Genomic DNA, 19,992 nt, shown 5'->3' on the forward strand with positions numbered 1-19,992 from the left:
CGTTGAAGCCTAAGTCTTCTGGAAGAATTTCGAGGAGGAATTTCAGCAGACAAATCCGACTAAGTCGGTCGTCATGAATATAGGAACGTTATGTGAAATCAACATAAAAAAATTGAAAGAGTGGTATGAATGACTGGATGCAGATTTTTATTCATTTCTTCTAATGGAGATAAGATTATAAAGATCTCCCAACCCAAAAATCACAAATATAAGTCTGTACCTCAATTAGCAAATCAGAATGTACTTGAGGTCATTTTATTTTACAAAAATAAAGACAGGAAGCCACATCAATTGCTTACCATCGAATTTGAACGATTCCGATTAGATTCCAATGGCAATTATGAAGAAACAGAAGTAGATAGGAAAAGAGCTTTTCATAATTTCTTTGCTTTTGGAATGCCGAGTTTACTCGAAGGAGTAGAAGTCGATGATAAACCATTACCTATACCTGTTGCTCCTATAGTTCCAACCGATAGTGAGAAAAGATCATTATACAGTTACATAAATGAGAAGTTACCTAATTTAGCTGCTGCTGCCCCGTATGTTGTTGAGAGTAAAATTAAAGCATCGAGAGAGAAATACGAAGAGTTTAAAACCATGGCAAAGAAATCAAAGAACCGACTTAAGTAGTTAGAAGATGATGCTGACATCACATAACATTATATTCACGCATCGGGCATACGCCCTCGGTCCAGCAGGGGGATTTCGGGAAAGCAGAAGCAGAGCCGGACACACCCAGCATTCGCTGGGCGTCGTGAATACGGGAACGTTATAGGAAATCCCCGCATGATCTAAAGACAATATAAAAGGACAGAAGGGATAAAAAGTGAATTATTCATGGCATGAACTCTATGAAATAGATCGTTTTACAATAAAGTATGTTGTGTTGATTGCCAAGAGCAAGAGCCAGTTTATTCTGATTAGAAATAAGAACCGAACTGTTTGGGAACTTCCGGGAGGAAAAATTGAACAAAATGAGCAATTAATCGAAGCCGCAAGTAGAGAATTATTTGAAGAGACAGGTGCATTAATTTTTGATTTAGTTGAGATTGGAATCTATCAAATGAATGGCGAATATGGAGTCGTATTTGAAGCAGACGTTGAGGAACTTGGAGAACTTCCAGATTTTGAAATTGCTGAAATTCAATTGAGTGAGTATTTACCTGAAGGATTAAATTACGGAGAAATTTATTATCACATCTATGAAAAGTATCAAGAAATCAAAATTAGTAAGGAATTAATAAAAACAAAGATAAATTTAAAAGAGAAAGTAATAATGTGAGAGTTGCTCGAAGAAGGCGGGGACATCTTATAACATCATATCCACGCATCGGAGCCTGACGACTCCTCGGTCCGCGAGAAGCATCGGCAGCGAAGTGGAGTCAGCGGACACATCCGCACCGACTAATCACATCGTGGCCAGCTCCTGGCGGATCCTTAAGCCGATTGAACGTCGTGAATGCGGGAACGTTATATGAAACCTCGGTATTGTATGAAAGAAGGAAAAACAAATGAATAAGGAACAGTATTTTGAAGATCTTCAAGATATAATAAACGATTTAATTTATATCGGTTCCTCTGAAGCTGATCTTCAAGAAGAAATTGAAACAAATATGTGGAGAATCTCGATTTCTCCTGAATTGATTAATCAAATTACAACTGACGATTTCAACGAATTTATAAATAAAGTTATACAGAATCGGAAAGATCAAATAGAAAGCTCTAGTTCAAATCTAGGTATGTATTTTTATTTATGGTTTGATATTATGGCAAGTCAATTAAGATTCAATCTGATATCTGACATAAACAAGAAATTACCATTTAGCTGTGAAATACGAATATTAAATAATCCAAGAGAAATACTTGATGATTTTTTAGGGTCCCCATTTCATAATGGGTTACCAATAGAAGGACATAATGATGACTCAGAAGATAAAGAATATATATTAAAGATTTATAAATTGCATTTAAAAAAGGACTAATATGAAAGTAAATCGAAGATGACCGAGGCATCGCATAACATAATATTCACACTACGGGGCTTACACCCCTTGGTCGTCCGATGTATAATCATGGAAGATAACTCGGACGACACACGAGCCGGCCTAAGATAAGAGCTATCTAAGGCCGGCTCGCGTCGTGAATACAGAAACGTTATACGCAATTACTGCAATAACTAGTGGGGGACTATCCAATGGAGAATTTAGAAAATCAGATTAACTTTTTGATAGAGATTGATAAGTTAAAGAACATCGAAAGGAAAACTAAGATAATAAGTGGTTCGAGATTAGAAAATGATGCCGAGCATTCATGGCATTTAGCAATGATGGCAATCATTTTACATAAACAAGCTAATCATGAAATTGACCTGTTCAAAGTCATTAAGATGTTATTAGTTCATGATTTAGTAGAAATAGATGCAGGGGACACCTTTGCTTATGATACAAAAGGACAAGTTGATAAGTATAATCGAGAAATTTTAGCTGCGAAGAGACTGTTTGGATTGTTGCCAGAAGAACAAGGAAATGAATTGATGGAATTATGGATTGAATTTGAAAACAAGGAAACCAATGAAGCAAAGTTTGCTTCTTCGCTGGACAGATTGCAGCCATTAATTCATAACTACTTAAATCAAGGAGACACTTGGAGGAAATACAAAATAACAAGTGAGCAGGTAATAAATCGAAATAGTGAAATCTCTAAAGGTTCAGAATCATTATGGGAATATGCCAAACAAATTATTAACAAGTCAGTAGATCAAGGGATACTAAGTAAGTAGTTCGAAGAAGCCAGTAACAGCGTATAACACCACATTAACGCGTTGGGCCAGCTATGCTGTCCCTCGTCCGCAAGGAGCATTATCGAGAAGTGGATTCAGCGTACAACCCTGCACCAACTAAGATAGGAGATATCTAAGCCGGTTAGGGTTCGTGAATGCAAGAACGTTAGGCGAAATTATTGCAATCAATTAAATGAAAGGAATGATAGTTGAAGATGGGAATGCCTTCGAAATCAAAGATATTTGAATATTGGATGAATTGGTTAGATAAGAAGGGAATTGATTGGGGAGAGCCGTGTTGTTGGGCATGTGGCAGGTTTTGGGAGGATAAATATGATATAAAGAAACCTCGTGCAACTAGGGAAGAAATAATAAAGAATTGGGATAATGTCCCGTTACAGAGATGCCATATTGTTGCCAAGCAATTTGACGGTACTGATGAACCCTCAAATTTGTTTTTAATGTGCAGGGATTGTCATGATAAAGCTCCGAATACTAGATCGGTAGAAGCATTCTTAATATGGACAGAAAAGCAAAATTGGTATGAGAATTTTAGAGACGAGGTAATGAAGGAAATAAAAAATTTTGGATTTGAAGACAGGGTTGAAGAGTTGAACGAAATAATTGCAAATAAAGAAATAAAGGATAAAATCAGTGAAAACTTAGGGGTACATATGAATCAGAATGGAAAAGGTGCTCAAATAACCATCTCAACATATATTTCAGCGTTATATGGATATCTAAAAGAACAAGACAAATTGAAAGTCTCTCAAGAAGGCAATAACCTCGCATAACATAATATTCACGCTGCGGCTCTTTTGGAGCTTGGGTCTGCGTGCGGGATGGAGCTCAAAGAGACATATCAGCAGACAACCCCTCTGGGGTTCATGAATACAGGAACGTTATGTGAAAGTGCGAAGTCAAAATGAGAAAAAGGAGAGTCCTAGAATGAATGGACAAAGCCTCATAAAATCCCTTGTTAAAGAAAAAGAGATCCATGAAACATATGAAGTAGCATCGAAAGAAGATATAGAAAAAACAGAAAATGATTTGAATTGCAAACTACCAAAATCATATTGCGATTTTGTATCACAGTTTAGCAATGGTGCATTTATACATGATTCAAGAAGTAAGTGCAGTAGGAGATGGAAACAAACAAATCTTTCCGATGCAGAGCCTTTCTTTACAAAGAATGATTAGCGTTGAGACTCATGAAATGATTAATATTAGAGAGGGTGGATCTGTGAACGTAGACCATTTAATCCCGTTTTCTCTAGATCATAATGGAAATGCATGGTGTTTCATTGTGAATCAGATGATAAATGAAGAATACATAGTTGCTTATTTCGATAGCCACAACCCCAAATTGTATGGAATCATGGATAATTTCAATGAGTGGTTAAAGGTTTTGATAAACAATAGAGAGGAAGTTATTAGAACCATATATGACGATAATGTGATTTCTATGGAACTAGGGTTGGGATAAATACTAGTTTTAGTTGGAATATTTCAGAGCACCATCACATAACACTAGATTTACGCATTGTCGCTAACGCTTCTCGGTCCGGGTAAGATGAATCGAAGAAGTGTGCCGGACACATCTGCACTCCCTAACAGCGTCGCGGCCAGGCCTACGGCCTTTAAGGGAGTGAGACGTCGTAAATCTCTAGAACGTTATGTGAAATACCCTTAAATAAGAAAGGAAAACGATTATGATATCTTTGTTAATTAACTTAACTTGATCAACAGTATTTTGAATTGCTTAAAGCGATTATTCCAAACTCTTCTGCGAGGGGCTTTATGGTACTAACTAATTTTCCTGTGATCGGACAATTTCGATAGCGAATAAAGAATGCTGCCATAAAATAATAACATTACTTCGTTTTGATTTACATTTTTTGGAATTATCATTAATCTAACATCTGGGAAATAGTATATTAAAACAGCTGCACTTATTTTGAAAGAAAAAAAGGGGCGAAGAAACCTCATGACAAATAGAATACTCATAATAGATGATGATGTGGAATTGTGCTCATTAGTAAAAAAATGCGTATCACAAGTAAACCTAGAAACCGATATGGCATATAACGGGCAAACAGGATTACTTCAAGTCATGAATGAAAACGACTCATATTCCCTAATTATTTTAGATGTGATGTTACCTAATATGGACGGTTTTCAAGTATTATCTGAAATAAGAAAATATAGTAATGTCCCCGTACTTATGCTGACGGCTAAAGGAAGTGAGCCTGATAAGGTAACAGGTCTTAGTCTTGGAGCAGATGACTATTTAACAAAGCCGTTCAGTATCAATGAACTCATTGCTAGAGTGCAATCTTTGATTAGAAGATATACTACTTTTAATTCCAGGGATTCTGTAAGCATTCTTATCTTTAAAGGAATTGTTATCGACAAAGAAATAAGAACTGTTCATGTTGAGGACAAGCTAATTGATTTAACAGGAAAGGAATTTGATTTATTAGTATTTTTAGCTTCGAATAAGGGGCGTGTGTTTACGAAGAAACAAATCTATACACAAGTTTGGAACGATGATTATTCTTTTGACGACAATAATATTATGTCCTTTATAAGTAAGTTGAGGAAGAAAATAGAACCCAATTCAGAACAGCCATTTTATATTTTAACGGTACACGGAGTAGGTTATCGTTTTAATAAGGAGGCTTAATTATGGAATGGATCTATATTCTACTTATGGCTCTAGCTTCTTCTCTTATGGTTATCATTTATTTGGTAACAAAACTGTATAAGGTTTCTGAACAACTTTCAATTATTGAAGATTCTTTAGTGGATATAAAAAAAGGGAATTGGAATCGTCGTGTTTTGGTAAATGAAAATGATATCACTAAAACAATTTGTTATTCCATAAATGATATAGCAATGAAAAGTCAAACTCAACTCATACAGTTAAAGCAATCCGAACAAGCTTATAAGCGACTTATGACGAGTTTATCCCATGATGTGAGAACACCTTTAACTTCTTTAGTTGGCTATTTAGAAGCAGTTCAAAAGAAGTTTGTTACAGGAAAAGAAAAAGAAGAATATCTTGAGATTGCTTTAAATAAAGCACATCATTTGAAGGGTTTTGTTGAAGTTTTATTTGATTGGGTCAAGCTTGACGCAAAAGAGCAAGTGTTTAAACTTGAAGAACAGGATATAAACGAATTTACTCGTGATATATTGGTGAATTGGATACCAACCTTTGAGGAAGAGCATTTTGAATATAAAATTGATATTTCTGACAAAGAATGCTTTATCCGATTAGATCCAAATGCTTATATAAGAATTGTTAATAATTTAATTCAAAATGTTATTGCACATAGTGAGGGAACTAGAATTGATCTACAAATAAGTGAAAATGAACAAAACGTTATGGTTCAGGTTAGTGATAATGGAAAAGGGATTTCTCCTAATGACCTGCCGCATATATTTGATAGACTGTATCAAAGTGATGAATCACGTTCGACTAACGGAAATGGTTTAGGGCTTGCTATTGCTAGAGAACTTGTTCATCTGCATAAAGGAACAATCCATGCTCAAAATTCATTATATGGTGGTACAGCATTCATAGTAAAACTTCCGAAAGTTCTTTAATTTTTAAGAGCTTTTTTTATTAGCAAGAAACAAACAAGATTTCGGCAAGATTATGGCAAGATTTGTTTGATAAACTTTAAATAAAGGAGGCATTCATATGACAAAGTATACGATAGAAACTAAACAACTTACTAAAATCTATAAGGATCAGAAAGCTGTAAATAATGTAAATATCCATGTGAAAAAAGGACGTATTTACGGTTTGCTCGGTCGTAATGGCGCCGGTAAAACGACAATTATGAAAATGATTTTAGGGTTAACGTCTACCTCTTCTGGTGAGGTAGACGTATTTGGTAATAACATTAAAGGAAGAGAAAAGCAGGTATATCCCAGAATTGGAGCGATTATTGAAACGCCCGGATTCTATCCAAACTTAACTGGAACAGAAAATTTAAATATTTTTGCAAAACTGCGTGGTACATCTGCTCCTAACGCTGTGAAGAACGCATTGGAAGTTGTAGGATTACCGTATAAGGATAAAAAGCTGTTCGGTGAGTATTCTCTCGGTATGAAACAACGTCTGGGTATTGCTAATGCTATTTTGCATGACCCAGAACTCCTGATTTTAGATGAACCTACAAACGGTCTGGACCCTATAGGTATAGCAGAAGTCAGGGATTTTATTAAGAAATTGAGCGTTGAACGTGGGAAAACAATTCTTATTTCCAGCCATATTCTTACTGAAATTTCATTGCTTGCGGATGATATTGGAATAATCGACAATGGTATTCTGTTAGAAGAAAATAGTATGGAGGAACTTAAACGAAAAAATGGTAAATACATTCTACTTCAAGTTTCTGATGCTGCTAAAGCCAGCTTGATCTTGGAACGTCAATTCGGTTTGAAAAGTTATTCTGTGAAAGACGATCATACGTTGCAAATCTATAATAATTCTCTGGATATGGCTTCTGTTAATAAGGCACTTATATTGGGAGATGTGTCGGTTATTAGTTCTCAGCTTTGTAATGATACTTTAGAGGACTATTTTAGGAAAATTACGGGAGGAGATGGCATTGCTTAAACTTATTCAAATAGAATTTCTTAAGTTACGACGCAGAACATTTGTGTGGATTATGATGTTTTCAGCTCTCATCATGCCATTCCTTGCGTACTTATTATTTAAATATGCGTGGGATACAGGCGGTGACCCTGTACAGTTTTATAAATGGTCAGCGTTCGGACTTACACTTTTTATTGTCTTACCTGTTGTTTTAGGAATATTAAGCACAATGCTAATGTACAATGAAAATCAATACGATATGCTTAAACAACTTTGGATTGTGCCTGTCAGCAAAATGATATATTTCTTTAGTAAATTTTTTGTGGTTTTGATTTATTCTGTTTGCTTCATGTTAGTCACAGCTGTAGGTTCCGTTATATTTAGTATATTTCTCGGAGATATCGCATTTGATTGGCAAAACGTTTTGTTTTTGATAAGAAAGTGTTTGGAGATTGGTGTTATTACAGCTTTTGCAATGCTGCCGATTTTGGCAATTGCTACAACGCAAAACGGATATATTCTTCCAGTTGCTATAACACTAATTTATGCTTTTCTTGGTTCTATTATAGTGTCGATAAATATGTATATACATCCTTTATCCAGCATGGCAGTAATCGTTGCTCGAAACGGAGATATTCCAGGACTGAACAATACACAGGTAATTAGCATACCTTTGGCTTTTCTTAGCATTTTTATCTGGGGGATTGTATCCGTACTTCTTGCAAACGTTGCATTAGCAAGAAGAAAGTGAGGTGTTAATCATGCGAACGTTACTTTGGGCGGAACATCAAAAGATTCGCCGGTTAAGTTTTGTTTGGATTGCAATTTTTGCGACGGTTATGGTAGCAGTTATTGTTTTTTTATCCGGGTTAACAGACAATGACGGTATTCGAGATATAGATACTATAGGTTGGTATATGGCTGTTGCTCAACCACTGGCAACATTTTTCGTTCTTCCAGCGGTTATTGCTCTCTTAGGTAGTTACATGATTTGTCGTGAAGAACAGGAGAATACAATCGATTCACTTCGACTTATCCCCGTGAATGAAGCAAAGTTGACAATTGCAAAAATGATTATAACCCTTGTATAGTAGTAATTCTTTTTTACTTATTGCTCTTTGCTATAACATTTTTCACTGAAGCAGCTTTACATTTTTCTGATTTATCCATAGGGATGGTCATGAATTTTTTGAAAGCTTATTTTTTGGATGGTATATGTATATTTCTAGCAATATCACCTATTATTGCTTTGATATCATACATGAAAAAGGGATATTGGATTGCGTTAGTTATCACTGAATTTTATTCTTTTATTGGATTATTTACAAGTACGTCAAATACCCTAAAAGCTTTATATCCTATTACAGCTGTATTTACCATATCTGGCTACTATGAAGCATCGACTTTTCAGGTTATTCTTAGTTGCATTAGTTTACTATTTTGCGTAGGACTTGCCGCAGTAACACTTGCAGGCATGAACAAATGCAAATGAAATAGGGCATCTATCTGCCAAACCTCCAAAAAATTCTTTCCGACGATATGAGAAGTGAAGGTTATAAGAATGCTTGTTTAAGAGCTAAAGAACATATTAAAGATAGATTTCTTTAAAGGCCCCTGATCCAATTGGACACTTGGAGCCACCTCAGATACACTAAATGAAATGAGTCTGCAAGATGGATTTCGAAGTGGCATTTATGCAGACAACCCTTTTGGGATTCGTGAATACAGGAACGAGAAGAAGTTCAGTGGGAATTTAATTAAAGAATCATGTACTAAATAAAGTGAAATGATGCCTTATGATTGCAGGATAGATGGTATTCTTTATATTTGGAGTACATGTAAAAGAACAGCCCAGACATTAAACTGTACCTACTTTGTTAGTGAAGTCTAACAACAAGGTCAGTTCAGGGGCTGTTTTTTCTCTATTCCTGTTTTCGTAGCTGGAACAAGTTGGGATATATTAAGATGTAGATTGTAAAATACTAGAAGCAATAAATTTTGACAAAGGATTTTTTTAATTAGTTATTATGGATATGAGGAGTTATTCGAAATTAATCAAAAAAATATATTGAATCTTTTAAAAACGACATAAAGAATATGAAATAGCAATTACAAAAAAATGATTTGCATAAAGAAAAAATGTATGCAGCTAAAGAGGTCGTCAACATCTTATAACATCATACTCATACATCGGAGCTCAGCGCCTCGCGATCCGCGAGAAGCAATAAAAGAATATACATCATATTGTAGAGCATTGCAAGACACTACCGAACATAAAAAAACAAGGGCTGGAGATTTTTGATCATATGATTGATTTTTATAAAACAAAATACTCCTTAAACTCAGGGTGGGCACTCTAAAAAAGCGTTGTTGGAAATCGGTAAAGTACTATATCATTCACAAATACCAGATAATCTGTCCATCCTTGATGCACTGAGATCATTTTGGACACACATTCAAAAGTTTATGAAAAAGATATATCCAGAATGGATGATATACTTCTTAGAAAGACTGACTAGTATTGATCCGAATGAATTAGTCATTACGTTCAATATGATGATGATGCAAAAAGGTTTTATGCTTTATTGTAAAAGAAAACAGATATTAAGTCTTTCATGACTGGTTACATGAATATGGTAGTAGACTTCTAACATTCAGCAGAACGTACGAGGAGATATGTGACATTTTCGAAGGGGGAGTTGGCTGGAATGTTGACCACTTGATTTATCAACTGGTTCAAGGTTTATTGATATCGAAAAGGATCAGAAATCCCCGCAAGATATTAAATAACTATTTGAAGGTGGTTTCTTTGGAAAAGACAAATGTAAAAGTATATTTCAGTTTATATGGTGATCAGTTTCCAATTGATCACATCTCAAAAGAATTGAATTTACGACCAACGCATTCGCATACCATGGGAGAACTTATTTCAAGAAAAAACAACTTTAATATCGCCCAGACTATAAAACACATAAGGAAAGAAACTGTATGGGAACTTAGTACGGAATACGAAGAATCCTTAGATGTTACTGTGCAACTAAATAAAATACTAAAACAGCTTTTAGGTAAAGAAGAAAAAATAGTTGAATTAAGTAACAAATATAAATTAGAGTGTAAGTTCATGATTGTGATAAGAATGAACGACGGCTTTACTCCCGCACTAATAATAAATAAAGAAATAATAGAATTCACAAATAAAATCGATGCAGAAATTGAGTGTGACCTTTATTCTAATCCGTATCAAGAAGAATAATAAATAGAGTTTGGCATTTCAAAGAAGTCGGGGACATCTTATAACATAGTATTCACACATCGGGACTTTCGACCCTTGGTCTGCAAGAGGGTTTTCGAGGAAGCGGATACAGCAGACAACCCTGCACTCGCTAACTCCGTTGAACCCGGGGCTTAAGCCCCTTAAGCCTCTCGGGTTCGTAGATACAACAACGTTAGGCGTAATACCCTAAATGCAATGAAAAGGAGACAATGCTGTTGAATGATCAGTTGGTTTTATCTAATCCGAGTATTGAACTGAAAGACTCCTATTTGAGTTTTTATCAGGAATGGAAACAAAGTGGAGAAGATATGGTTCCATGGGTGATAGAGAAAGACCCAGAAAACTTTGAAGACATGATTACATGGCTTAACAATAACAAACAAGGAATGAATACAAATGGCTTTGTTGCCAATTCAACTTATTGGCTAGTAGCAAATCAGATTGTTGTAGGGGCAGTAAATATTAGACACGAATTGACAGATAAACTATTTCATAGTGGTGGACATATTGGCTATGGGATCAGACCGTCGGAAAGGTGGAAGGGATATGCTAAAGAGCTTTTAAGACTTGCTTTATTGAAAAGTAAAAGACTGGGAATATTGAAGGTGCTTTTTTAGTATGTGATGAAATTAATCAAGCATCAAAAAATACAATTATTAAGAATGGTGGATTAAGGGATGAAGATTTTATGGAATAATATGGAAGCATATTAAATAGATTTTGGATAGAGATTTGAAAGGAGGGTACTACGCCTAACAACCTATTCAAGCTGAGGCTCCTTACGGAGCCTGGGCCTGCCGGGATGGATTGCGAAGAGGCATTACAACAGACAACCCCTTTGGGGTTCGTGAATACAGAAACGTTAACTGCAAGATATTGCCCCAAAGGGACATTTTGAGAGCTATACATTCGCAACGTCCCGTTGCTTGGAGAAAGGAAGGATATATTGGAAGTTATTATTATGTTGGCAGTGAATCTAGTAATTGGTATCTTTAGTGTGAAAATTGGAATGGACAACTCTAGGAACAATCAACAAATGAAAGAAATGATAGAAGAATTACGAGAGATTAAAGAAATTTTAAGGGATCGAAACTGATTATAACGATTTAAATAACGAGATGTTAGGATGATCTAAATAACAAAGCTTAGAATACAGATGAAGCCCTAAATACATATAAAAACTAGATAAAGCCATTACGAAGAATACAAGACTATAAACAGTCAAAAAACTATATAATTTTACCGATGTGACAATGGCTTTTAAGCTATAAAGTCTGAAAAGACATCAAATTCAAATAGGTCTATAAAGAGAATAAGGCTGTGGCCGACGTCCTGTCTTGATTCGGAGAAGTGGGGCAGATCCAGCAGATAACACCGTTTTCCAGCTTCGCGGTTATCACCGCTCGGTCCGCCCGAGGTTATAGAAGTTAACTCACAATGATGGAATTCAGCGGCGAAGAAGTAGGGCAGGCGGATACATCTGCAAGGTTAAGTGGCGGAGCCACCCGGCTTCAGTACATGCTTCGCATATGGATTGAGGCAGCTTAAGCCTTTCGATGTCAGGAACACATAAACGTTATATGACATACTGCTAGATAAAATCTATTATTATAACTGTGGGCTAAAATAATTACCTATCTAAGTACACGGAGGGGAAATATGCTATACGGACAACGAGTAACATTAAGGCCTGTTGTTGAAGAAGATTGGGAACTGCGATACGAATGGCTGTCCGATCCTGTAGTTAACCGAACGTTACCATCAGGAAGTGGTATGCCCCTAACACCGGAAGTGGTTAGAGAACGTACCCGGAGTTACGCGCAAACAGATCCATCAGCTGTCTATTTTACCATAATAAAAGAAGACGGCATCGCGATTGGCAGTACCCAATTGTTTAAAATCCATCCTTGGTCCAAGCATGCTGAATTTGGTATTTGGATTGGGAACAAAATGGTATGGGGGCAAGGTTATGCTACAGAAGTGACAAGTGTTGTTCTGGATTTTGCGTTCGAGCGTTTAAACCTTCATAAAGTGTATTTGACTGTAGACGCTGATAATCCTGGTGCTATTCGGAGTTATGAAAAGGCTGGTTTCAAGAAGGATGGCATACTAAGAGACGAAGTCTATAAAAATGGTCAATATGTCGATCGTATATTGATGAGTATTTTGAAACATGAATATTTAAAGCTATCTAATTGTTTCGAATAACCAAGCGTGTAGGATACTTGAAAAAGGGATTATGGCGGTGGAGAGATATGGTTTGATGATATATTAATCCGCAAAGATGGAATGTTTATTCCTGATATTTTAAAAGGATTAAATCCTGAAAACTTAAAGTGATGATATTGACTTCATATTTACATCCTTTACTTAGAAGACCCCTTCAAAAGTATAGAAAGTTCTAAATAATCCATTTTCTCTTTTTTGGGCTACATAAAAAAAATGGAGAACTAGGGTCTATCTTTGCAAAATCAGATATTTAGTGAAGGCATTGGTAGTAAATTCAATATTGTATGTTTTCATAGATTCAGAGAGATATGGATAAACGTTAATAAGATAGAGGAGTTTGAAGAAGGGCTCATTATTAGGAAAGTGTAATCGAAGAAGGCAGATACATCGCCTAACACAGTATCTACACTGCGGGCTACGCCCTTGGTTCGCAAGATGAGGTAGTCAGGGAAGTAGAATCAGCTCACAACCCTGCGAGGCTAAGTCCGTTGGACCCGGTCGCGTTGCTCCCTTAATCCCCTCGGGTTCGTGAATACACAAACGTTACGTGAAATAAGCCTAAATACAGAGGAGAATGTGAATGATAATTCGTGAAGCTGAAACAAAGGACGCCGGAGCGATTGAACGACTATATAAAGAATTGCTTCCAAACAACACAAAAATAAAAGTGTTGGAAGATAGAATAGAAGAAGTTAAACAAAATCCTAATAGTTTCTTGTTCATTTGCGAAGTAGACCAAGAGATCGTTGCAACTGCACATCTGCATCTATGTTTAGATGCGTTGATAGAGTCACAACCTTTTGGGGTTGTAGAACGTGTAGTTGTATCTGGAAACAGACAAGGTCAAGGTTATGGATCGCTCATTATGAAGCATATTGAAGATCTGTGTATTTCAAGGGATTGCGTTAAGGTCTTTTTAACCAGCGGAGCTTCGAGGAAGCAAGCACACGAGTTCTATACAAAGTTAGGTTATGACGGTGATTCGAGTAAAGCCTTTAAGAAGTACTTATAATTTTTGAAAGTTTTTCGAAGATGAGGCAGACATTACATAACACCATATTCCCGAGGCGGGGCGTTTGCCCCTTGGTGCGCCAAGAGCGAAGGGATTTCACTGCGGAGCGAATTCAGAGGTACAGGGAAGCGTTGGCGGAGGACAACCCTGCGAGCCTAACCGCGTCGCGGTCCGGCCCTTCGGGCCTTAAGGTTCTCGGGTTCGGGAATGTAAATTCATTAAGAGAAGGAGATTAAATGAGATATTTAATAGTATCAATAATTTTATTTTCTCTTATTACAGTTGGCTGTAACAATAATAATGAAATCGATTTTAATCAATTAGTAGATTCATTAGTTAAAGCGGAAAAGACCATGAATAGTAAAGAGCTAGTTACTACTACTGCAACGAGTTCGAGTTCAAGTGATGGTATGATCAATATTAGAATTATGGTAGAAGATAGATTAACTAATGAACAAGCAAAAGAATTAGTCTTTGATTTCTTTGATGAAATAGAAAGAGGAATTACAGATTTAAACCTGTTTAGAAAAAGCTATCAAATTAATTTTGATATAAAGTCAGAAAAAGATGGAGATATAATATATAAAGGGCAAAGAAATAAAGGTGAAGAGCAGATTTGGTGGCAGTTCTAGAAGACAAGGCATCGTATAACAGTATATTCACGCTTCGGCAGAAAAGCTGCCTCGGTCCGGCATGAAGTTAGAAGTGATTCCGTGAGGCATTTCAGTTGCAGGGAAGCGCAATCACCGGACACATTCGCACCGACTAAGCGCACATCGAGCCCGGCGACATTCGTCGCTTTGAGTCGGTGGGACGTCATGAATACAGGAACGTTAGGCGAACATCACTGAAACGCATTGAAAGGCGGAAAAACATATGATTCGATCAATTATCTTTGATCTTGATGGTACTATATTAAACCGTAACAGTTCACTATATGAATTCATTGTCGATCAATATGAACGGATCATAAAGAAGGCTAAGAATATAGATAAGGAGAGCTATATTAATCGCTTTATTGAACTGGATAATCGGGGATATGTTTCGAAGGATAGGGTCTACCAGGAATTAATAAAGGAATTTGATCTGCAACTTGATTGGAATGAGTTATTAGCTGATTATAAAAATGGATTTTGTAAGTATGCTATACCATTTCCAAATACCTTTGAAATACTTGAAAAGCTCAAAGAACAAGATTACAAGCTTGGGATGATCACTAATGGATTCAGTGATTTTCAATCTAGTAATATCCACGCTTTAGGAATACAGAAGTACTTTGAGGTGATATTGATCTCTGAGGTAGAGGGCCTTAGAAAACCTGACCCAGCCATATTTCTTAGAGCAGCTGATTTGATGAAAGTATTACCTGAGGAATGTGTATATGTAGGTGATCATCCAATTAATGATGTCACTGCGAGTAAGAATGCTGGTATGAAGGGGATCTGGAAGGAAGATACTTATTATACAGATCAATTTGAATATGATGGACTAGTAAGAGATTTGCTAGAAATCGAAACAATTATAGAACAATGGAATTGCGAGTAATACAAGGAAGTAGTTATCTTCGTAAAACAACGTGTTCACTCATAGGCAGTCAAACTGCCTCGGTCCCGGAAGAAAAATCGGAGAAGTGATTGCCGGGACACATCCATTCACCCAACCGCATCACGGCCGGCCGAGATCGAACAAATTTTGTGATATTCCAATTGAACTCCGCCTAACATAGTATTCACGCAGCGTCCCCTAACGGCTCCTTGGTCTGCAAGAGGTGATTCGAAGAAGTGAATCAGCAGACAATCCTGCGAGGCTAAGTGCTGCGCACCCAGTCGCTGATCGCTCTTTTAAGCCTCTCGAATTGAATGTAAGAACGTTATGTGATACCTTCAAAAAAAGATTGATATGTATGAGGGTTAAAAGACAAGGAGTGGAAATTATGTTTGAAAAAAGAAGGCATATTCATATAGGTGCAGAAGGATGGGCAGATGATGTAGAAGATGCTCAGGTGGATGTAGTCGTCACATTCCCTGATTCAACAAAATGGATTTCAAATTTCTATACCATCAAATGTATTGAATCAATTAGAAAAGATTATTTGCAAAATGGACATTGTTTAAACGGGGCATATTGGTGCGGATCTTCTCCAGTAGTCATTGTAGATAATATAAGCCGTGAAAGAATAGAACAAGTAGTTGATGAACTAATTGAGAATGCCGGATTTCAATATGTATTTGAATATTTTGGTGCAGTTCGAGAAGAAGATATTAGCCGATCCGAATACCCTGAAAATTTTTTTGATGAAGAATCTAAAATAGATTCTTCTTATGTATCTTATTATGCAAGTCAGTTGGTACAAATGTTAGAGCAATCAAGTGAAAAAGTTAGACAAACAATAATGAAAGACATATTTAGGGTGTCTCAATGAAGACGAGGATTTCGGATAACACGATATTCGCACTGCAGGCCAATTCACCATCTGGTATGAGGAAAGTCGGAGTAAAGCTAATTGAATATCCTCGAGCCTCCTTTACAAAATGATGAAAATGACCTCATTTCAAAAAGCTGGGGAAGAATGCTGGGGTGTAACATTTAACGAAAACTTATTTGACAGATTTTCTGAAATTCTCGATTATTTATTGCCTGTAATTAAAGACAACAGAGACATCTGCACTGACTCACTGCCGGCAAACCACTCAGGCTTTCGGCCTTAAAGTCGATGAGACGTCGTGAATGTCGAAATGGCATGAGAAGTGTAAAGCTACAGATAACATAGTATTAACATATCGATACATATAGGTCTCTTAATCTACAGAAGCTTATTCGGAGAAGCATGAGCAGCAGATATCGATCGAAAATACAGAATAGACGATGAAAGGTCCGGCCAATAGAAATATGGCCGGACTTTCTTCATTGGTCATGACACCACCATAGGAAGCTGATACTGGATAACCGTGTTGAGGAGACCGCTTTATCCAGCGGATTTAAGCGCAAGCGGCTTATTTGGTACAATAGCATGGACCAACATCATTTACATAAAGGAGATTATAGAAGAAATGATGAACCATAAAGAGAGAATGCTGGCTGGTCTTCCGTATAAAGCATGGATGGATGGACTTGCTGAAGAACAATTAGCGAACAAGAAGAAGATCCGCGAATATAATCTATGTCCTCCCGAGGAGAAGGAGAGAATAGATGAGATTATGAGAAGCATTCTGGGAAAAGCCGGATCAAATCTTAATATTTTACCGCCTTTTCATTGTGACTATGGCAAAAATATTGAGGTTGGGAATAACTTTATGTCCAACTTCAATTGTACGATCCTGGATGTAGGCAAGGTGACGATTGGGGATAACGTCATGTTTGGCCCCAATGTATCCATCATCACGGCTGGACATCCGATTCATCCGGATTCAAGAAACTCAGGATATGAGTATGGGATCCCCATTACCATAGGCGACAGCGTCTGGATAGGTGCTAACGTGGTCGTTAATCCGGGTGTAACCATCGGTCATAACGTAGTCATCGGATCAGGCAGCGTGGTTACCAAAGACCTGCCGGACAACGTGATCGCTGTCGGGAATCCGTGCAGAGTCTTAAGAACGATTACGGAAGAGGACCGACCGTATTATTATAAAGATAGGAAATTCGACGTGGAGGACTACTAAAGTACGCTAGGATCACGCTGTTGGAGGAGGTTTATCCTCCTTGCTAAGGCGTTCATAAAAGAGTGATGCACATTAGGCTCGACTAATACGCATCACTCTTTTTTACATGTCTGCTTATTTTGCTCATTGGCTTTTTATTACGAAGTGTAAAATTAAACTATACTTGAAGTTTCCCTTAAGATGTTCGAATTCGTTCTGTTATCATAGAGCAAACCATTCGAATTTGAAAGGGGGAATCCTGGTGTTACATATAATGGACGTCGCTGAAACGTTGGTGGATCATATCAAAAATAATTATCCACAGGATATCGCAATTGTTGCCTATTACGGATCATACGCACAGGGCACGGCTACCAAGCGATCGGATCTGGATTTTTTCTTCATACCGGCCACGCCAAAAGGTTATCGTGCAAGTATACAGTTTGTTATGCAAGATATCAGCTTCGATTTCTGGCCGATCAGTTGGGAACGTGCCGAACGCATGGCAACCTATCAGGAAACGAACACCTCCATCATCGCGGACTCGATTCTGCTGTATTCGCGGAGCGATGAGGATCTGTCACGCTTTAAGAAGCTGCAGCAAACGATTATCGATATGCCTCCGAGCCAGCAGTCGTTTATTGATAAAGCCGAAGAACAGTTACGTGCCGTGTATCTTCATTTGTATAAGCTCGGGAAGGCGCCATACGAGGGAAACATCACATACTACCGCAATGAAGCTCATGATGTACTAATCCAGGTGCTTTCGAGTCTGGCACTTCTCAATAGAACCTATCTCAAGAGCGGCTGGGGCAAGAACCAAAGCCAGATCATGAATTTTGCGCTAAAACCCGCCCGTTTGGAAGAACAGATGGATTACATCATGTGTGCAGATTCGGCAGAGAGCATTCGCGATGCATGCGAACATCTCGTCGAGAGTATGCTTTCGTTATTGATCGAGGAGAAAGCTGGGCTAACGGGGCAGCCCTCTTATCCGGACCGAATGAAGGGATTCTTTGAAGAGTTGAAGGGGATTTTGGATAAACTCAAGACGGCCTGTGAAACTGGGAATTATCCAATCGCCTACTTCTGGTCGATTGGTGCCCAAGATGAGATCGCCCGTTTTATTTATTACGCTGAACATGGGTATTGGCCGACCTCATTAGATTCAAGTCTGAACTATCAACAGGTTTATCTCAGCAAAGGGCTGCCGGATTTGGTGTCAGTGCTGGATCCCGGCAATTTCGCTCCGCTTCACGAAGCGGTTCTATGCCTGGAATCGGGTCTGGAGAAACTCCTCATCGAGGAGGGAGTTACCATCATTCGTTATGAGACGCTGGAGCAATTTAAGCTTGATCTTGAAAAATCGCTCGAAGACGCAAAATAGACAAAACAAGGTCCGGCCAGTGTAGATACGGCCGGACCTTGTTTTGTCGTCTGTTGGAAGCTTAATTCGGTTCGATATGAACATGAACATCATAAACGCCGTGCGTTTCTTTTAACTCATGCTCCACTTGATCCGAGATATCGTGAGCAACCCGGATATCCAGATTTGATTTTACGAGAATAACGATATCGACAACTGTGTTGCTGCCATAATTTCTTGCACGAATGTCTTTGACTCCCTTTACTCCATAAACCTGCTTCACCGTTTCTCTGTAACTCTTAATGATGTTCTCATCGAATCCATCGGTTAAATGGTGAGAGGCATCGCGGAAGATATCCCATGCGGTTTTGCATATCAGAAAGCCGACCAGGACGGCAGTTAGCGGATCAAGCCATGGCACATGAAATTGAGCGCCAACAATACCGACAACCGTACCGATGCTGACCCAGGCATCCGAGAGGTTATCCTTGGCGGCTGCCATAACGGCTTGACTGTTTATTTTCGTTGCGAGTCGTTTGTTATAGCGATAAACCATAAACATCACAATAGCACAGAAGATACCGGTCCACGCGGATATGAGATCAGGGGACTCATGATTTCCTTCAAATACGGAAGATATGGCCCCGTACAATACTTGGATACCTACAGCCATCATAATAAAGGAAGCGATTAAGGACGCCACCGTCTCCGCTTTCCAGTGTCCGTAGGGGTGATCCCGGTCAGCCGGTTTTTTGTGACAATCGAAGTCCGATCAAGACTGCAATGGAGGCCACGATGTCCGTGGCGTTATTTAATCCGTCCGCCCGCAGGGCCTCGGAGTTCGCGGTATAGCCTATGAACAGTTTGATTGCAGATAAACATATATAAGCAATGATACTGATAATGGCACCTTTTTCACCTAATTTTAAATCATTGAAACGTTGTTGCTCCACATCTAGCCGACTCCTTCCGCACGCCCCTGAATAGTACCTGACTATATTACCAAGCCGATTATGGGTGGGTCTAGAGCAACGTTTTTTCCTCTCTCTTAATAATTGACAAGGGGCAAAAAGAGTTGC

General features: G+C 37.9%; 20 protein-coding genes and 2 pseudogenes. 21 read left to right on the forward strand and 1 reads right to left on the reverse strand.

Annotation, left to right across the window (positions count from 1 at the left end):
* Positions 1–129: 129 nt before the first annotated feature.
* The 21 genes and pseudogenes from PVOR_RS13720 (at position 130) to PVOR_RS13820 (ending at position 18,934) form a co-directional block, all read left to right on the forward strand.
* Complete coding sequence (locus PVOR_RS13720) at positions 130–630, forward strand: hypothetical protein (protein WP_006209855.1); 501 nt, start codon at positions 130–132, stop codon at positions 628–630.
* A gap of 196 nt (positions 631–826) precedes the next feature.
* Entirely contained in the window at positions 827–1,282 is a 456-nt protein-coding gene (locus PVOR_RS13725) for an NUDIX hydrolase (RefSeq protein WP_006209856.1), read from the forward strand.
* 229 nt (positions 1,283–1,511) lie between these two features.
* Positions 1,512–1,982: a hypothetical protein gene (locus tag PVOR_RS13730; RefSeq protein ID WP_006209858.1), complete on the forward strand. Its 471-nt coding sequence runs from the start codon at positions 1,512–1,514 to the stop codon at positions 1,980–1,982.
* Between the two features lie 212 nt (positions 1,983–2,194).
* The gene (locus PVOR_RS13735; RefSeq protein ID WP_006209859.1) at positions 2,195–2,779 is read left to right on the forward strand and encodes an HD domain-containing protein; all 585 of its coding nucleotides are present in this window, start codon (positions 2,195–2,197) and stop codon (positions 2,777–2,779) included.
* A gap of 254 nt (positions 2,780–3,033) precedes the next feature.
* On the forward strand, positions 3,034–3,573 hold the full coding sequence (locus tag PVOR_RS13740) for an HNH endonuclease (RefSeq protein ID WP_160163994.1): 540 nt from the start codon (positions 3,034–3,036) through the stop codon (positions 3,571–3,573).
* 154 nt (positions 3,574–3,727) lie between these two features.
* Positions 3,728–3,979 (forward strand): SMI1/KNR4 family protein, encoded by a 252-nt coding sequence (locus PVOR_RS29635; RefSeq protein ID WP_083811680.1) that lies wholly within the window; start codon positions 3,728–3,730, stop codon positions 3,977–3,979.
* 787 nt (positions 3,980–4,766) lie between these two features.
* Positions 4,767–5,465, forward strand: coding sequence for a response regulator transcription factor (locus PVOR_RS13750; RefSeq protein ID WP_006209863.1), 699 nt, complete (start codon positions 4,767–4,769; stop codon positions 5,463–5,465).
* A 2-nt stretch (positions 5,466–5,467) separates the two neighbouring features.
* Positions 5,468–6,391 carry a sensor histidine kinase gene (locus tag PVOR_RS13755; RefSeq protein WP_006209864.1) on the forward strand — a complete coding sequence of 308 codons (924 nt, stop codon included), beginning with the start codon at positions 5,468–5,470 and terminating at the stop codon, positions 6,389–6,391.
* A gap of 97 nt (positions 6,392–6,488) precedes the next feature.
* Positions 6,489–7,412, forward strand: a complete 924-nt coding sequence (locus PVOR_RS13760) for an ABC transporter ATP-binding protein (protein WP_006209865.1) — start codon at positions 6,489–6,491, stop codon at positions 7,410–7,412.
* Entirely contained in the window at positions 7,399–8,142 is a 744-nt protein-coding gene (locus PVOR_RS13765) for an ABC transporter permease (protein WP_234972859.1), read from the forward strand. The genes PVOR_RS13760 and PVOR_RS13765 overlap by 14 nt, the downstream gene beginning before the upstream one ends.
* Positions 8,143–8,152: 10 nt before the next feature.
* The gene (locus PVOR_RS32525) at positions 8,153–8,482 is read left to right on the forward strand and encodes an ABC transporter permease (protein WP_006209867.1); all 330 of its coding nucleotides are present in this window, start codon (positions 8,153–8,155) and stop codon (positions 8,480–8,482) included.
* 20 nt (positions 8,483–8,502) lie between these two features.
* Positions 8,503–8,883, forward strand: coding sequence for an ABC transporter permease (locus tag PVOR_RS32530; protein ID WP_268741791.1), 381 nt, complete (start codon positions 8,503–8,505; stop codon positions 8,881–8,883).
* A 1,308-nt stretch (positions 8,884–10,191) separates the two neighbouring features.
* Positions 10,192–10,644 (forward strand): DUF4279 domain-containing protein, encoded by a 453-nt coding sequence (locus tag PVOR_RS13780; protein WP_376167074.1) that lies wholly within the window; start codon positions 10,192–10,194, stop codon positions 10,642–10,644.
* Between the two features lie 230 nt (positions 10,645–10,874).
* Positions 10,875–11,362, forward strand: a pseudogene (locus PVOR_RS13785) (GNAT family N-acetyltransferase).
* A 962-nt stretch (positions 11,363–12,324) separates the two neighbouring features.
* Positions 12,325–12,873, forward strand: a complete 549-nt coding sequence (locus PVOR_RS13790; RefSeq protein WP_006209873.1) for a GNAT family N-acetyltransferase — start codon at positions 12,325–12,327, stop codon at positions 12,871–12,873.
* Between the two features lie 601 nt (positions 12,874–13,474).
* Positions 13,475–13,906 carry a GNAT family N-acetyltransferase gene (locus tag PVOR_RS13795; protein WP_006209875.1) on the forward strand — a complete coding sequence of 144 codons (432 nt, stop codon included), beginning with the start codon at positions 13,475–13,477 and terminating at the stop codon, positions 13,904–13,906.
* Positions 13,907–14,142: 236 nt separating this feature from the next.
* Positions 14,143–14,538 carry a hypothetical protein gene (locus tag PVOR_RS13800; RefSeq protein ID WP_006209876.1) on the forward strand — a complete coding sequence of 132 codons (396 nt, stop codon included), beginning with the start codon at positions 14,143–14,145 and terminating at the stop codon, positions 14,536–14,538.
* A gap of 244 nt (positions 14,539–14,782) precedes the next feature.
* Complete coding sequence (locus tag PVOR_RS13805) at positions 14,783–15,451, forward strand: HAD family hydrolase (RefSeq protein WP_006209877.1); 669 nt, start codon at positions 14,783–14,785, stop codon at positions 15,449–15,451.
* A 388-nt stretch (positions 15,452–15,839) separates the two neighbouring features.
* Positions 15,840–16,328 (forward strand): hypothetical protein, encoded by a 489-nt coding sequence (locus PVOR_RS13810; protein WP_006209878.1) that lies wholly within the window; start codon positions 15,840–15,842, stop codon positions 16,326–16,328.
* A gap of 631 nt (positions 16,329–16,959) precedes the next feature.
* Positions 16,960–17,568, forward strand: a complete 609-nt coding sequence (locus PVOR_RS13815) for a sugar O-acetyltransferase (RefSeq protein WP_006209879.1) — start codon at positions 16,960–16,962, stop codon at positions 17,566–17,568.
* Positions 17,569–17,809: 241 nt separating this feature from the next.
* Positions 17,810–18,934 carry a nucleotidyltransferase domain-containing protein gene (locus tag PVOR_RS13820; protein WP_160163995.1) on the forward strand — a complete coding sequence of 375 codons (1,125 nt, stop codon included), beginning with the start codon at positions 17,810–17,812 and terminating at the stop codon, positions 18,932–18,934.
* Positions 18,935–18,995: 61 nt separating this feature from the next.
* Here PVOR_RS13820 and PVOR_RS13825 read toward each other — a convergent pair.
* Positions 18,996–19,866 (reverse strand): annotated as a pseudogene (locus PVOR_RS13825) (cation diffusion facilitator family transporter).
* Positions 19,867–19,992: the final 126 nt, after the last annotated feature.

Source organism: Paenibacillus vortex V453, from assembly GCF_000193415.1.
GTDB classification, from domain to species: Bacteria; Bacillota; Bacilli; order Paenibacillales; family Paenibacillaceae; genus Paenibacillus_AQ; species Paenibacillus_AQ glucanolyticus.

Coding starts and splice junctions, on each gene's coding strand:
- PVOR_RS13720 (WP_006209855.1), top strand. CDS start 130: ATGACTGGATGCAGATTTTTATTCATTTCTTCTAATGGAGATAAGATT.
- PVOR_RS13730 (WP_006209858.1), top strand. CDS start 1,512: ATGAATAAGGAACAGTATTTTGAAGATCTTCAAGATATAATAAACGAT.
- PVOR_RS13735 (WP_006209859.1), top strand. CDS start 2,195: ATGGAGAATTTAGAAAATCAGATTAACTTTTTGATAGAGATTGATAAG.
- PVOR_RS13740 (WP_160163994.1), top strand. CDS start 3,034: ATGAATTGGTTAGATAAGAAGGGAATTGATTGGGGAGAGCCGTGTTGT.
- PVOR_RS29635 (WP_083811680.1), top strand. CDS start 3,728: ATGAATGGACAAAGCCTCATAAAATCCCTTGTTAAAGAAAAAGAGATC.
- PVOR_RS13750 (WP_006209863.1), top strand. CDS start 4,767: ATGACAAATAGAATACTCATAATAGATGATGATGTGGAATTGTGCTCA.
- PVOR_RS13755 (WP_006209864.1), top strand. CDS start 5,468: ATGGAATGGATCTATATTCTACTTATGGCTCTAGCTTCTTCTCTTATG.
- PVOR_RS13760 (WP_006209865.1), top strand. CDS start 6,489: ATGACAAAGTATACGATAGAAACTAAACAACTTACTAAAATCTATAAG.
- PVOR_RS13765 (WP_234972859.1), top strand. CDS start 7,399: ATGGCATTGCTTAAACTTATTCAAATAGAATTTCTTAAGTTACGACGC.
- PVOR_RS32525 (WP_006209867.1), top strand. CDS start 8,153: ATGCGAACGTTACTTTGGGCGGAACATCAAAAGATTCGCCGGTTAAGT.
- PVOR_RS13790 (WP_006209873.1), top strand. CDS start 12,325: ATGCTATACGGACAACGAGTAACATTAAGGCCTGTTGTTGAAGAAGAT.
- PVOR_RS13795 (WP_006209875.1), top strand. CDS start 13,475: ATGATAATTCGTGAAGCTGAAACAAAGGACGCCGGAGCGATTGAACGA.
- PVOR_RS13800 (WP_006209876.1), top strand. CDS start 14,143: ATGAGATATTTAATAGTATCAATAATTTTATTTTCTCTTATTACAGTT.
- PVOR_RS13805 (WP_006209877.1), top strand. CDS start 14,783: ATGATTCGATCAATTATCTTTGATCTTGATGGTACTATATTAAACCGT.
- PVOR_RS13810 (WP_006209878.1), top strand. CDS start 15,840: ATGTTTGAAAAAAGAAGGCATATTCATATAGGTGCAGAAGGATGGGCA.
- PVOR_RS13815 (WP_006209879.1), top strand. CDS start 16,960: ATGAACCATAAAGAGAGAATGCTGGCTGGTCTTCCGTATAAAGCATGG.